Consider the following 12,954-nt stretch of genomic DNA (forward strand, 5'->3'; position numbering starts at 1 on the left):
CGTGGGGGACGCGATCGGGCAGATGCTGCCCTCCGCCGTCGGCATCGCGATCAGCCCGCTGCCGCTGATCGCCGTCATCCTGATGCTCGCCACGCCCGAGGGCCGCACCAACGGCATCGCCTTCGCCGCCGGCTGGACCTTCGCGCTGGCCGCCGCCACCGCCCTCCTGGTCCTGCTCGGCTCCGGCGCCGACGCCGCCGGCGACGACGGCACCCCGGCCGCCTGGACCGGCTGGGTGAAGCTCGCGCTGGGCGTGCTGTTCGTCCTGCTGGCCGTCAAGCAGTTCACCGGCCGCCCCCGGGAGGGCCGCGTCGCCGCCCCGCCGGGGTGGATGGCGGCGATCGACCGGTTCACCCCCGTCAAGTCCGTCGGCCTGGCCGCCGCCCTCGCCGTCGCCAACCCCAAGAACCTCGTGCTGGTCGTCGGCGGGGCCCTCGCGATCGCGGGCAGCGGCGCGGGCACCGGCGGCAGGACCGTCGCGGCGGTCCTCATGGTGGTCGTCGCCTCGCTCTGCACCACCCTGCCGCTGGCCGTCTACCTGCTGGGCGGCGAGCGCTCCGCCGGGACCCTCGACGGCTGGAAGGCCTGGATGTCCGTCCACAACGCCGCCGTCATGACCACCGTCCTCGGCATCCTCGGCGCCAAGTACGTCGGCGACGCCCTCACCACCCTGGCCTGACGCGACCGCGCGGATCGCCGCCCCCGACGGGTCACCTCGGGTGGCGGCCCAGGGCTTCGAAGGCCGCGGTGGTGGTGTAGGCGGCGGTCGGCAGGTAGGGGCCCATGACGGCGCGTTCGTCGCCCGGCACGCGGGTGTCCTGCACGGCGTGCCCGAAGGCGGCGGAGGGCAGCATGTTGCGCAGGATGAGCATGGAGTTGTCGAGGTGGCCGGCGCCGTCGCCGCGCGGGGACAGGCTCAGCCAGTTGACGCCGTTCGCGCTGGTCGCGTTGCGGGGGCGGTCCTGCGGCAGGCTCAGGACGACGGTGTAGTCGCCGTCCCGGTCGGTGACCAGGTCCTCGTCGTCCAGACAGCCGACGGCGGCGGTGGTGGCGACCGACTCGTTGCTGCACAGCGACCAGTACCGCAGGTCGGTGCGGGTCGCCACGAAGGGCTGGCGGCCGACGGTGGCGGGGGTCCTGGGCAGCTTGCCGTGCAGGACGAGGACGCTGCCGTAGGCCCGGCTGACCTCGACGCTGACGTACTCGTTGTCCCGGTTGGAGTACTGGCCGCCGCTCTTGGCGGGCGTACCGCCGCACTGCCCCTGGAAGGCGCAGGCGATGGTGGTGGCCGAGTTGTAGAAGGTGTGCCAGACGGGCGACGGGTCCGCGGGGAAGCCGGCGGGCTTGCCGGGCTGGTCGCGCAGCGCCCGGTAGGTGTCCGGCGCCAGCGAGGTCAGCGGCAGGGTCGCGCGGTGCTGGGCCCGCACGGCGTCGCAGGCGGCCCGGCCGGTCACCGTGGTGCCGTCGGCCAGGTGCAGCGAGGGCCGGGGCAGCCCGGTGCCGCCGGTGGCGTCGCGGCCCCGGTCGGGCAGGTAGACGCGGTACAGCAGGGCGATGTCGCGCTGGCCCGGCACCCCGGCGTAGAGCGTGTTGGCGGCCCGGGCGGCCGGGTCGGCGGGGCGCTGCTCGCCCAGCACGGTCGCGGTGTACGAGCGGTGCGTCCCGCCCGCGCGGAGGGCGCCGGGCAGGTACGGGTTGCGGGAGCCCGGGTCGGGGGCGGTGGAGACGTCGTTGAGGGCGTCGGTGGGGACGTGGGTGGTGACGTCGTAGCTGTTCAGCGACTGGTAGCGGGCGTGCGCGTACTCGCCGTCGAAGGTCAGCGTCGCGCCGACCGGCAGGGTGAACATCGCCGCCCAGTACGTCGCACCGCTGTCGGGGTAGGCGTAGTTCTGCTCGCGGCTCGCGAGGCTGGGGGTGGGGCCGAACCAGAAGCAGTCGGCCGCGGCCCGGCCCTGGTCGGTCCGGCCGCCGTGGGCGGCGGCGAGGGCGGGCGGGGCCAGCACGGTCACGCCGAGGGCGAGGGCTGCGGCCGCGCCCGTCGCGGTGATCTTTCCACGGAGAGAAGGCATGGTGGGGGGCTCCTCTGGATGCGCACGGCTTCGTTACCGGCGAGTTGCGACGGGACGCTAGCCCCCCGGTGGAACACTCGTCAATAATGTTCCACATGGCAGAGTCGGAACACCCCCGCGCTCAGGACGGCCCGGGCAGGGCGACCCGGGACGCCGCGCTGCGCCTGGCCCGCGCGTGGTTCCTGCGCGCCGAACGCATCGACATGCGCGAACTCGCCGCCGCGCTGCGCGTCGGCCGCACCACGCTGTACCGGTGGTTCGGCGACCGCGACGGCCTGGTCGGCGAGGTGCTCGCCGGCCTCGCCGAGCAGACCTGGGACCAGCTGGTCGCCGACGGCCGCGGCACCGGCGACCGGCGCGGACTCGAGGCGATCCGCCGCTTCATGCAGGTCACCGCCGACTTCCCGCCCCTGCGGACCTTCGCCGTGGCCGAACCCGCCGCCGCCCTGCGGGTGCTGATGGCCGACGGCAAGGCCGTCAGCCGGGCGCTGCGCACCGGCTTCACCCGGGCCCTCGCCGCCGACGGCGCCACCCCGGCGCCCGAGCAGATCGAGATCATGGTGCAGCTGGCCACCGCCCTGGAGTGGGCGCCCATCGTGATCGGCGAGGAGCCCGCGATCGACCGCGCCGTCGCCCTGATGCGCCACCTGCTCGACGCAACGGCCTGACACCGCCGCGGGTGGGACCGCGGCGGCGCCCCTGGGGCGCGCGGACGGCCGAGCGGGAGCGGAGGCGTTTTCGCAGCTCGGAGCCCCGCAGTGGGCTCGCCGGGCAGCGCTGAGCAGCGCTGAGCAGCGCCGACCGCCCGGCGGGCGGGGCGGGTCGGGCACGCCGTCGGCACCGGGGGTGACGCTGCAGGAGCGGAGACCGCCGTCGCTCCGGCTCCGGGCCCCCGGCGCGCACGGACCCCTCGCCCGACCGGACTCCCGTTCGACCGGCACCTCCCGGGACCGGGACGACGACGCCCGCCGAGCCGCTCCGCCGGACCGCCCGTCCGGTCGGCCCGAGCCGCCGCCGGGGCCGCGGCCGGAGGCCGGGGCGGCCGATTCGTGGCGCGGGTGACCGATCCGCGGGGCGGTCGGCTCCGAACCCGGGGAGCAGACACCAGCGCGAGGCCGCCCGGCGGCCCGTCCGGCGGAGGGGACCCATGACCGTACCTGCCACCCGAAACAGCCCGGCACCCGAACGGCGCGCGGGCGCGCGCACCGGGGCCGCCGAGGTGCTGGCCCCGGTGCTCCAGGAGCTGCTCGGAGGGCCGCCACCTTTCGGCTTGCGGCTCTGGGACGGTTCGACCACCGGCCCGGCGACCGGGCCGCAGGTAGTGGTGCGCCACCGCCGGGCGTTGCGTCGGCTGCTGTGGCAGCCGGGCGAGCTGGGGCTGGCCGACGCGTGGATCAGCGGTGAGCTCGACGTCGAGGGCGACCTCGCCGAGGCCCTGTCCGCCGTCCGCCGGGAACTCGCCGGACGGCGGCTCGGCCGACCGTCCCCGGGCAGCTGGCCCGCCCTGCTGTCCGCCGCCGCCCGGCTCGGCGCCGTCGGACCGCCGCCGCCCCGACCCGGCGGCCGGGCCCGGGTCCGCGGCGCCCTGCACAGCCGGGGCCGGGACCGGGCGGTGATCAGCCACCACTACGACCTGTCGAACGAGTTCTACGCCCTGCTGCTCGGACCGGCGATGGCCTACTCGTGCGCCTACTACACCTCCGACGACCAGTCCCTGGAGGCCGCCCAGCAGGCCAAGTTCGACCTGATCTGCCGCAAGCTCGACCTGCGCCCCGGCACCCGCCTGCTCGACGTCGGCTGCGGCTGGGGCGCGCTGGCCCGGCACGCCGCCGTCCACCACGGCGCCCGGGTCACCGCCGTCACCCTCTCCGCCCGCCAGCACGCCCACGCCCGGTCGCTGGTGGCCGAGGCGGGCGTCGCCGACCTGGTCGACGTCCGGCTGTGCGACTACCGGGAGATCGCCGCGGACGCCTACGACGCCGTCAGCTGCGTGGAGATGGGCGAGCACGTCGGCCGGGACCAGTACCCCGACTTCGCCGCCCGGCTGCACGGACTGCTCCGCCCCGGCGGCCGGCTGCTGGTCCAGCAGATGTCGCGCGGGGCCGCCGCGCCCGGCGGCGGCGCGTTCATCGAGGCGTACATCGCCCCCGACATGCACATGCGCCCGCTCGGGCAGACCGTCGACCTGATCGAGGCGGCGGGCCTGGAGGTGCTGCACACCGAGGCGATGCGCCCGCACTACGCCCGCACCATCGACGCCTGGCGGGACACCCTGACCCGCCACCAGGACCGCTTCACCGCCCTGGTCGGCCGGCCCGCGGTGCGGCTGTGGCAGCTCTACACGGCGGGCAGCTCGCTGGCCTTCTCCGAGGGGCGGATGGGGGTCGACCAGATCCTCGCCCGCCGCCCCGGCGGACCGGACACGACCGTCAGGCCCGCCGGATGGTACGGCGGCTGAGGGGCCGTCAGCCGCGCGAGACCCGCAGCGCCCAGGCGATCAGCGGGGCCTGCAACGGCAGCCGGGCGAACGCGACGGCGCGCAGCGGGGCCGGGCGGTGGCGCCAGTCGTAGGCCATCTTCACGTTGGCCGGGAAGACGGCGGCGAACAACCCGGCCGCCGCCAGCCCGCCGCCGCGGCGGCTGCGCGGGTGCAGCACCGCCGCGCCGACGGCCAGCTCGGCCAGGCCGCTCGCCCTGGTCCAGGTGCGGGGGTCGCCGGGCAGGCTGCGCGGCACGATCGAGTCGAAGGGCTTCGGCGCGGCGAAGTGCGCGACTCCGGCGGCCAGCAGGAGGCCGCCCAGCAGGCGGGCGGAACGGTCGGCGGTCATCGGTTCTCCTGGTCGTCCGGGCGGTGCGGGATGTTACCGAACAGTAGACCCGGTGGGCGCCCTTCGGGAACACCCCGGGTCCCGGCTCCGGCCCCCGGGGCCGGAGCCGTCAGCGAGCCGTAAGGCCGTCCTGGGCGGGTCGGCCGCCCGCCCTCCTTAGGGTGGGGGCATGACCACTGCTTCTGCACAGGGAAACCCGCCCCGCGCCGACGGCGTCCCGAGCGCCGAGCTCGGGGTGATCGGGGGTTCGGGGCTGTACGCCTTGCTCGGGGACGCCGTCGAGGTGCGGGTGGAGACGCCGTACGGGCCGCCGTCCGACGCCCTGTTCGTCGGCGAGGCGGCCGGCCGGCGGGTCGCCTTCCTGCCCCGGCACGGCCGGGGCCACCGGCTGCCGCCGCACCGGATCAACTACCGGGCCAACCTGTGGGCGCTGCACGCGCTGGGGGTGCGGCAGGTGGTGGCGCCGTGCGCGGTGGGCGGCCTGCGCCCCGAGTACGGGCCGGGCACGCTGCTGGTGCCGGACCAGTTCGTCGACCGCACCTCCGGGCGGGCGCAGACCTACTACGACGGCCGGATACTGCCGGACGGTTCGGTGCCCGAGGTGGTCCACGTCTCGATGGCCGACCCCTACTGCCCGGCCGGCCGCGCCGCCGCCCTGGCCGCCGCCCGCGACCTCGCCTGGGAGCCCGTCGACGGCGGCACCCTGGTGGTGATCGAGGGCCCGCGCTTCTCCACCCGGGCGGAGTCGCGCTGGTTCACCGCCAACGGCTGGTCCGTGGTCGGCATGACCGGCCACCCGGAAGCCGTCCTGGCCCGCGAACTCGGCCTCTGCTACACCTCGTTGGCCCTGGTGACCGACCTGGACGCGGGCGTCGAGAGCGGCGAGGGCGTCACCCACGCCGAAGTGCTGGAGGTCTTCGCCCACAACGTCGAGCGCCTGCGCACCGTCCTGTTCGGGGCCCTGGAGGCGCTGCCCGCCGTCCGGCACTGCCCGTGCTCGCACGCCCTGGACGGGCTGGTCACCGGCCTGCCCGGCGTGCCCGCCTGACCCCCCGTCGGACCACGGCGGTGAGCGCGGCCACGGCCGCGCCCACCGCCAGGAACAGCAGCCAGTTCCGCAGGTAGGGCAGCGGCAGCAGGGTCGGGTTGCCGTGGTCGTCCCCGGCCCGCAGCACCGCCGGGACGGCCACCGCGCCCACCGCCGCCGCCACCACCAGCCAGCCGCGCAGCACCGGCCGGCCCGCCGCGGCCACGCCGACCGCGCACACCAGCGGCAGCCACAGCCCGTCGTGCAGCACCAGCAGCCCGGCCGCCCACAGCAGCACGCCGAGCGGGCCGGTCACGTACGGGTCGGTCAGCAGGCCGGTCAGCCCGCAGGCGAGCAGGGCGAGGCCGCCGAGCAGCAGGGCACCGCGGAAGATCCGCACCTCAGACCACCTCGATCCGGGCGACCCACTTGGTCTGCAGCACCCCGGGCCGGTTCGGCGCGACGATCCGTGCCGGGAAGCCGTGGTCGGGCGTCAGCGGGCGGCCGTCCAGGGCCAGGGCCAGCAGGGTGAGCGGGTCGTCGGCGTACCCGGCGGGCATCTCGGTGACCCGGTACGGCCCCTCTTCCTCCAGGGAGGTGATCCGCACCGCCGACCCGGCCGGGACACCGGCCCGGCGCAGCAGGTCGGTCAGCCGCACGCCCGTCCAGCGGGCGTTCGCGCTCCAGCCCTCCACGCAGGAGATCGGCAGCTCGGCGGTGGTCTGCGGCAGGGCGCGCAGTTCGGCCAGGCCGATCCGGTAGCCGGCCGGGCCGTCGACGGCCAGCCGCCAGTCGGCCGGGACGGCGCCCGTCCCGGCCTGCGCGGCGGTGCGGTTCACCGGCAGCCCCCGGCCCCCGGCGCCCGGGCGGCGCGGGGCGAACAGGTCCAGGGCGCGCAGCCACGGCACGGACTGGCCCGCGGTGGTGAGGGTGACCGCGCCGACGGCGGCGGCCGTCGCCGCGAGCACCGCCCGCCGCCCGGGCAGCGGGACGGCGGCGGCCCGGCGCCAGTGCGCGGCGATCACCGGCGCCTTGACCGCCAGGTGGACCAGCAGCGCGCCGACCGCCGTCCACGCCGTCCAGTAGTGGGTCTGCCGGAACGGGAACGGCCACGGGTACCACTGGAGGGTGTTCAGCAGCCCGGTGAACAGCTCCAGCAGCACCGCCGCGACCAGCAGCGCGATCGACAGCCGCTCCAGCAGGTGCAGCACGCTCCGGGCGGGCGGCCAGGCGAACAGCCGCGGGTACACCGTCCACAGCTTCGCGCCGGTCAGCGGGACCGCCGCCAGCCCGGAGACCACGTGCAGCCCCTGGGTGACCCGGTAGCCGTTCACCGGGCGGGACGGCAGCCGCGGTGCCAGCCAGCCCGGCGGGTCCTGGAGCAGGTGGCTGACCAGACCGGTCGCGAAGCACAGCAGCAGCGCCGCGCCCAGCCACCGGCCGAGCACCACCGCGGTACGCGGCTCGTGCGCGGCGGAGCGGAACGCGCCCGGACGGAACGGGCCGCGCCGCAGCACGGCGGGCGGGACGGGCAGCGGCGGGTCGAAGCGCCGCCGGGCGGGGGAGGGGTCGGAGTCCACGGGCCCATCGAAGCGCGCCCGGCCGCCCCGACGGCGCTGCGACGTGCTTACGGAATCCGAACGGCCCGGCCCGACGGCCCGCGACCGGACGGGTGTTCGGGGCGGGTGTTCGGGACGGGTGCTCGGCGGATGCTTACGGAATCCGGACGGCACCCCGCGCCGCCGCCCCCCGGACGCCCCGAACTGCGAGGGTGGAGCGGTGACCGCACGCCCCGCCCTGCCCTGCGCCCTCGCCGTCACCGCCCTGGCCGGCTGCCTCGCGCTGACCTTCACCACCGGCGGCACCCTCGGCGACCGGACCCCGCTGTACGGCTGGTACGCCGCCGACGCCGCCCTGTTCGCGACGGCACTGCTCCTGCTGCGCCGGGTACCGGCCCGACAGGTGACCCGGCTCGTGCTGGCCGGCGGCGTCCTGGTCGCCGCGACCGGCCTGCTCGCCCCGCCCCGGACCAGCGACGACGCCTACCGCTACGGCTGGGACGGCAAGGTGCAGGCCGCGGGCGTCTCCCCGTACGCGCACACCCCCGAGGACCCGGCCCTGACCCGGCTGCGCGACCCCGGGCGGTTCCCGGTCGGCGACGGCTGCGCGGAGTGGGACGAACGGCGCACCGCCGACGGCGCCTGCACCCGGATCAACCGCCCCGCCGTGCACACCGTCTACCCGCCGCTGGCCGAGGCGTGGTTCCTCCTCCAACGCCCCTTCGGCGACGGCGTCCGGGTCGCCCAGGCGGCCGGGGCGACCCTGGCGGTGGCGACCACCGCCCTGCTGCTCACGGCGACGGGCGGACGACGACGGGCCGCGCTCTGGGCCTGGTGCCCGGGCGTCGCGGTCTGGGCCGTCAACGACGCCCACGTCGACACGCTGGGCGCCCTGCTGACAGTGGCCGGCCTGACCTGGGCGGCCCGCACCCGGCCGGTGTCGGCCGGCGCGGCCCTGGGCGCGGCAACGGCGGTGAAGCTCCTCCCCGCACTGGCCCTCCCGGGCGCCCTCTCCGGCGTCCTCTCCCGCCGCCCGTCCGGCACCGCGCCGGTACGGCCCCCGGCCGGCCCGCCCGCCGTGGCGGTCGCGGACTCGGGCGCGCCTGGTCCGGGAGTTTCCGGCCGGCCTGCCGGGGGTGGGTTGCGGCTGCTGTTCCGGTCCGGGCCGTGGCAGGCCGTCGCCGGTCCGTCCGCCGTACCGGTCGCGGACTCGGGCGTACCCGACCCGGTGGCCTCCGGCCGATCCGTCGGGGGTGCGTTCCGGCCTGCCGCGGCCCTGGCGCTGCTCGTGGCCGCCGTCGGGGTGTTCGTGCTCTGCTACCTGCCGTACGTGGCGGCGTCCGGGGCCGGGGTGTTCGGCTACCTGCCCGGCTACCTGCGGGAGGAGGGCTACCAGCAGGGCCACCTCGACCGGTTCGGGCTGCTGCGCCTGGTGCTGCCCGACCGGTTCGCGCCATGGGTCGGGGCGGCGCTGCTGGCCGTCCTGGTGTGGCGGGTGCTGCGGCACGGTGACCCGGGGCGGCCCTGGCGGGGCGCGTTGCTGGTGACCGGCGGGGCGCTGCTGCTGGCCGCCCCCGGCTACCCCTGGTACGGGCTGCTGGTGGTGGCGCTGGTCGCTCTCGACGGCCGCTGGGAGTGGCTGGCGGTGCCCGCCGCCGGGCAGCTGCTGTACCTGGCCGGCGGCGGCCGGACGCAGCAACTCGCCTACGGCGCCGCCCTGCTGGTGATCGTGATGGTGTCCGCGCGGCGGGCCGGACGGTGGCCGCGGCCGGTGCGCGCACAGATGACGGAAGTCTGACGGTCCGCCCGCGCCCCTGGGCAACGGCGGCCCCGCCTGGTCGAATCACCCCGTGGACGACGACAACGACGACAACGACGACAACGACGGCAACGACAACGACGACAACGGCGGCAACGGCAACGACGGCAACGGCGAGAACGACGACGGGACCCGCGGCACCCCCGTCGGCCGCCGGGTGGTGCTCGGCCTGCTCGGCCTCGGTGCCGCCGGGGTCGCGGTCGGCCCGTGGCTGCAACGCGCCCAGGACACCCTGGCCCGCAACGACCCGACCGGGCTGAGCGGGTTGCTGCCCGGCGGGGGCGGGTTCCGCTACTACTCGGTGACCGCCTCGGTGCCCGAACGCGGCGAGGCCGACTACACCCTCACCGTCGACGGCCTGGTGGAGCGGCCCACCACCCTGCGACTGGCCGACCTGCGGGCCCTGCCGCAGCGCCGGATCGTCCACGACGTGCAGTGCGTCACCGGCTGGCGGGTGCCCGCCACCCCGTTCGAGGGCGTCTCGCTGTCCGCGCTGCTGGCGGCCGCCGGGGTGCGGCCGGAGGGGCGCGCGGTGAGTTTCGGCTGCTTCGACGGCGCCTACACCGAGAGCCTGACGCTGGACCAGGCCCGCCGCGACGACGTCCTGGTGGCGCTGCGGATGCAGGACCAGCCGATCGGCCACGCGCACGGCGGCCCGGTCCGGCTGTACGTCGCCCCGATGTACTTCTACAAGTCCGCCAAGTGGCTGTCCTCGATCACCGTCACCGACGCCGTCCGCCCGGGCTACTGGGAACGGCTCGGCTACGACGTGGACGCCTGGGTCGGCCGATCGAACGGACGCGACGATGCACCCACCGGCTGACCGCCGCCCCCGGTTCACCCGCGCCCAGCGCTGGACGCACCGCGCCACCGCCGCGCTGATGCTCACCTGCCTGGCCACCGCCGCCTGCCTCTACCTGCCGCCGCTGGCCCAACTCGTCGGCCGCCGGCGCCTGGTGGCCGGGCTGCACGAGTGGTGCGGCCTGCTGCTGCCCGTCCCGCTGCTGCTCTCCCTCGCCTCCCGGGCGATGCGCCGCGACGCCGTCCGCCTCGGCCGCTTCACCGCCGCCGACCGCACCTGGCTGCGCACCGTGCGCCGCCGCCGACTCGGGCCCCGGCCCGCCGGGAAGTTCAACGCCGGGCAGAAGCTGTACGCGCAGTGGACGCTCGGCACCACCCTGGTCATGCTCGGCACCGGCCTGCTGATGTGGTTCACCGGCCTCGCCCCCGCCGTGTGGCGCACCGGCGCGACCTTCGTCCACGACTGGTTCGCGCTCGCCGTCGCCGTGGTGGTGCTCGGCCACCTGCGGATGGCCCACCAGGACCCGGAGGCCCGGCGCGGCATGCGCACCGGCACCGTCGACCGGGAGTGGGCCGAGCGCGAGCACCCGCAGTGGGCCGAGCGCGACCGACCCGCCGCCGGGTGACCCTCCGTCAGGTCTTCCGCCGTCAGGGGCGGGTCAGCGCCAGGAACGAGCGGCCGTGCGACAGCCAGCGCTCGGCCTGCTCCAGGCCGACCGCCCGGGCGTGCCGCAGCGTCGCGGCGGGCCCGCAGCGGGCCCAGGCGAACGGCGGACCGGCGCCGTCCGGGCCCTCCACCCGGACGTCCGCGACCTCGTCCACCTCCTGCGTCGCGGTCTCCACCAGCAGCAGCCCGCCCGGGGCGAGCAGCGCGCCCGCCCGGGCCAGCAGGGCCGCCGGGTCGCCGCCGATGCCGAGGTTGCCGTCGGCCAGCAGCACGCCGCCCCAACGGCCCTCGGCGGGCAGCCGGTCGAACACCGAACGGCGCAGCGCGAGACCGCCCAGCCCCGCGGTGCGCTCCACCGAGGCCGCGCAGATGTCCACCCCGAGCGCGGGCACGCCCGCCTCGGACAGCGCCGCCACCAGCCGACCCGGCCCGCAGCCCAGGTCCAGCACCGGCGCGGACAGGCCCAGGCAGCGCAGCACCAGCCCGTGGTCCGCCCCGGCCACCGGCGCGCACCAGCGCTCCACCTCCAGCACCAGCCGCGAACCGTCCGCCCGCCGCAGCCACAACGGCCCCCGTCCGGCCCGCACCGCCCGCCCGAACGGGTCGTCGACCCAGGGCTCGGCGTCGACCCGGGGCGCGGCGGCGATCCGGGGCGCGGCGGTGTCGACGCCGCGTGCGGGGGAGAGGCCCGCGCCCGCACCCGCCGGGTGGGTGTTCACCGGGCGGCCGGTCCGGGGGCGGTCCCGCACTCCCGCAGCCGGGCGGCGAACCGGGTGCCGGGTGCCAGCGCGGCGACCCGGACGGCGTCGTCCGGGCCGTCCACGTCCAGCAGCGGCGGCAGCTCGCCGACCGTCAGACCGGCGGCCCGCAGCCGGTCCAGGACGTCCCGGCCGGTGCCGGCGGTCGACATCGGCACGCCGTGCAGCAGCCGCGCCGCGAGGCGGGCGTCCGGGCGGGCCAGACCGAGGGCCCAGAAACCGCCGTCCTCGGCGGGGCCGAACCAGGCGTCGACGCCCGGACGCCGCGCGGCCGACAGCGGCGCGGCGAGGACGGCCGGGTCCAACTGCGGGGTGTCCATGCCGACCAGCAGCGCCGGGGCGTGCGGCGCCAGGCGGGCGGCGTGGGCGAAGGCGGCGGCGAGCCGGCGGTCCAGGCCGCCCGCGCACTGCGGCACCACCTCCCAGCCCGGCGGCAGCCACCGGCCCGGTGCCCCGTCCAGGACCAGCAGCCGCCGTCCGGCCGGGGCCAGCGACAGCGCGGCCAGGGTGTCGGCGAGGGCCGCCTCGGCCAGACCGGCGGCCCGCTCGGCGCCGAACGCCGGGATCAGCCGGGTCTTCACCCGGCCCGGCACCGGCGCCTTGGCGATCACCAGCAGGGTCGGCGGCACGGCCGCGAGCACCTTCCGCATGTCGCGCACCGCCTGCCGGGTCCCGCGCACCGTCCCGGTCACCTTCGAACGGCCCGCCCGCGGCCGGTAGTCGACCGGCACCTCGGCGATCCGCATCCCCGCCGCCGACGCCGACAGCACCATCTCCAGCGGGTAGCCCGAGCGCCGGTCGCCCAGCCCCAGTGCCAGCAGCCGCTCCCGGCGCGCCGCCCGCATCGGCCCGAGGTCGTGCAGCCCGGCCCCCGTCACCGCGCGCAGCCGCCGGGCCAGCACCAGGTTCGCCAACCGGGCGTGCGGCGGCCACGCCCCGAACGAGACCGGCCGCCGCCGCCCCAGCACCAGATCGGCCGCGCCCGTCGCCACCGGCCCGACCACCCGCGGCAGTTGCGCCGGGTCCAGCGAGCCGTCGCAGTCCAGGAAGCACACCAACTCGGCGTCGGCCGCCAGCAGCCCGGCGTGACAGGCCGCGCCGAAACCCCGGCGCGGCTCCACCACCACCGTCGCCCCCAGCGAGGCGGCCAGCTCCGCCGAGCCGTCCCGCGAACCGTTGTCGACCACGATCGCCCGCCAGCCGGCCGGCATCCGGCCCAGCACCCAGGGCAGCGCCCGCGCCTCGTCCAGGCAGGGCAGCACCACGTCCACCGAGGACGGGAGCAGAGGAGACGGAAGGAGAGGAGGAGTCACGCCCGCCACGCTAACCACGCCCGCCCCCGCCGCGGCCGAACCACGCCCTTACGGAAGTCGTACAGCGCAGGGGAGCCGCGCGGGACGGAGCCGCTCGGGGCGGCAACCAGTGG

13 protein-coding genes and 1 pseudogene are annotated in these 12,954 nt (G+C 77.2%); 7 read left to right on the plus strand and 7 right to left on the minus strand.

Annotated elements, in window-relative coordinates:
- Position 1 precedes the first annotated feature (1 nt).
- Positions 2-679, plus strand: coding sequence for a GAP family protein (locus tag ACIP60_RS06305; RefSeq protein WP_400680628.1), 678 nt, complete (start codon positions 2-4; stop codon positions 677-679).
- Positions 680-710: 31 nt separating this feature from the next.
- Here ACIP60_RS06305 and ACIP60_RS06310 read toward each other — a convergent pair whose 3' ends face one another.
- Complete coding sequence (locus ACIP60_RS06310) at positions 711-2,069, minus strand: hypothetical protein (protein ID WP_400680630.1); 1,359 nt, start codon at positions 2,067-2,069, stop codon at positions 711-713.
- 95 nt (positions 2,070-2,164) lie between these two features.
- Between ACIP60_RS06310 and ACIP60_RS06315 the strand changes: the two genes are divergently transcribed.
- Together ACIP60_RS06315 and ACIP60_RS06320 are read left to right on the plus strand one after the other, a co-directional pair.
- Positions 2,165-2,737 carry a QsdR family transcriptional regulator gene (locus ACIP60_RS06315; protein WP_400680633.1) on the plus strand — a complete coding sequence of 191 codons (573 nt, stop codon included), beginning with the start codon at positions 2,165-2,167 and terminating at the stop codon, positions 2,735-2,737.
- 479 nt (positions 2,738-3,216) lie between these two features.
- Positions 3,217-4,527 carry a class I SAM-dependent methyltransferase gene (locus tag ACIP60_RS06320; protein ID WP_400680635.1) on the plus strand — a complete coding sequence of 437 codons (1,311 nt, stop codon included), beginning with the start codon at positions 3,217-3,219 and terminating at the stop codon, positions 4,525-4,527.
- Between the two features lie 7 nt (positions 4,528-4,534).
- Here ACIP60_RS06320 and ACIP60_RS06325 read toward each other — a convergent pair whose 3' ends face one another.
- Entirely contained in the window at positions 4,535-4,897 is a 363-nt protein-coding gene (locus ACIP60_RS06325) for a MauE/DoxX family redox-associated membrane protein (RefSeq protein WP_400680636.1), read from the minus strand.
- 169 nt (positions 4,898-5,066) lie between these two features.
- On the opposite strand from ACIP60_RS06325, the gene ACIP60_RS06330 reads away from it, so the two are divergent.
- Entirely contained in the window at positions 5,067-5,945 is an 879-nt protein-coding gene (locus ACIP60_RS06330; RefSeq protein WP_400680638.1) for an S-methyl-5'-thioadenosine phosphorylase, read from the plus strand.
- Here ACIP60_RS06330 and ACIP60_RS06335 read toward each other — a convergent pair.
- Together ACIP60_RS06335 and ACIP60_RS06340 are read right to left on the minus strand one after the other, a co-directional pair.
- Complete coding sequence (locus tag ACIP60_RS06335; protein WP_400680641.1) at positions 5,917-6,324, minus strand: hypothetical protein; 408 nt, start codon at positions 6,322-6,324, stop codon at positions 5,917-5,919. The genes ACIP60_RS06330 and ACIP60_RS06335 overlap by 29 nt on opposite strands.
- A gap of 1 nt (position 6,325) precedes the next feature.
- Entirely contained in the window at positions 6,326-7,459 is a 1,134-nt protein-coding gene (locus ACIP60_RS06340) for a molybdopterin-dependent oxidoreductase (protein ID WP_400681547.1), read from the minus strand.
- A 244-nt stretch (positions 7,460-7,703) separates the two neighbouring features.
- On the opposite strand from ACIP60_RS06340, the gene ACIP60_RS06345 reads away from it, so the two are divergent.
- Genes ACIP60_RS06345 through ACIP60_RS06355 form a run of 3 tightly spaced genes read left to right on the plus strand, consistent with a single transcriptional unit; the run spans position 7,704 to position 10,729 of the window.
- A complete protein-coding gene (locus tag ACIP60_RS06345) occupies positions 7,704-9,281 on the plus strand; it encodes a glycosyltransferase 87 family protein (protein ID WP_400680643.1) in 1,578 nt (525 codons plus the stop codon).
- Positions 9,282-9,333: 52 nt separating this feature from the next.
- A complete protein-coding gene (locus ACIP60_RS06350; protein WP_400680646.1) occupies positions 9,334-10,125 on the plus strand; it encodes a molybdopterin-dependent oxidoreductase in 792 nt (263 codons plus the stop codon).
- Entirely contained in the window at positions 10,109-10,729 is a 621-nt protein-coding gene (locus tag ACIP60_RS06355; protein WP_400680647.1) for a cytochrome b/b6 domain-containing protein, read from the plus strand. The genes ACIP60_RS06350 and ACIP60_RS06355 overlap by 17 nt, the downstream gene beginning before the upstream one ends.
- Positions 10,730-10,751: 22 nt before the next feature.
- On the opposite strand, the gene ACIP60_RS06360 is transcribed toward ACIP60_RS06355, so the two are convergent.
- The 3 genes and pseudogenes from ACIP60_RS06360 to ACIP60_RS06370 all read right to left on the minus strand — a co-directional run.
- Positions 10,752-11,489, minus strand: coding sequence for a methyltransferase domain-containing protein (locus ACIP60_RS06360; RefSeq protein ID WP_400680650.1), 738 nt, complete (start codon positions 11,487-11,489; stop codon positions 10,752-10,754).
- Positions 11,486-12,169: a DUF2064 domain-containing protein gene (locus tag ACIP60_RS06365; protein ID WP_400681550.1), complete on the minus strand. Its 684-nt coding sequence runs from the start codon at positions 12,167-12,169 to the stop codon at positions 11,486-11,488. The genes ACIP60_RS06360 and ACIP60_RS06365 overlap by 4 nt, the downstream gene beginning before the upstream one ends.
- Positions 12,143-12,799: pseudogene (locus ACIP60_RS06370) on the minus strand (glycosyltransferase family 2 protein); the annotation flags it as partial. The pseudogene ACIP60_RS06370 and the gene ACIP60_RS06365, both read right to left, overlap by 27 nt.
- Positions 12,800-12,954: the final 155 nt, after the last annotated feature.

The organism is Kitasatospora sp. NPDC088783, assembly GCF_044750705.1.
GTDB lineage: Bacteria > Actinomycetota > Actinomycetes > Streptomycetales > Streptomycetaceae > Kitasatospora > Kitasatospora fiedleri.

What these genes read in the sequence shown, in the direction of transcription:
- ACIP60_RS06330 (WP_400680638.1), top strand. Translation starts at nt 5,067, where the DNA reads ATGACCACTGCTTCTGCACAGGGAAACCCGCCCCGCGCCGACGGCGTC.
- ACIP60_RS06320 (WP_400680635.1), top strand. Translation starts at nt 3,217, where the DNA reads ATGACCGTACCTGCCACCCGAAACAGCCCGGCACCCGAACGGCGCGCG.
- ACIP60_RS06310 (WP_400680630.1), bottom strand. Translation starts at nt 2,069, where the DNA reads ATGCCTTCTCTCCGTGGAAAGATCACCGCGACGGGCGCGGCCGCAGCC.
- ACIP60_RS06325 (WP_400680636.1), bottom strand. Translation starts at nt 4,897, where the DNA reads ATGACCGCCGACCGTTCCGCCCGCCTGCTGGGCGGCCTCCTGCTGGCC.
- ACIP60_RS06315 (WP_400680633.1), top strand. Translation starts at nt 2,165, where the DNA reads ATGGCAGAGTCGGAACACCCCCGCGCTCAGGACGGCCCGGGCAGGGCG.
- ACIP60_RS06355 (WP_400680647.1), top strand. Translation starts at nt 10,109, where the DNA reads ATGCACCCACCGGCTGACCGCCGCCCCCGGTTCACCCGCGCCCAGCGC.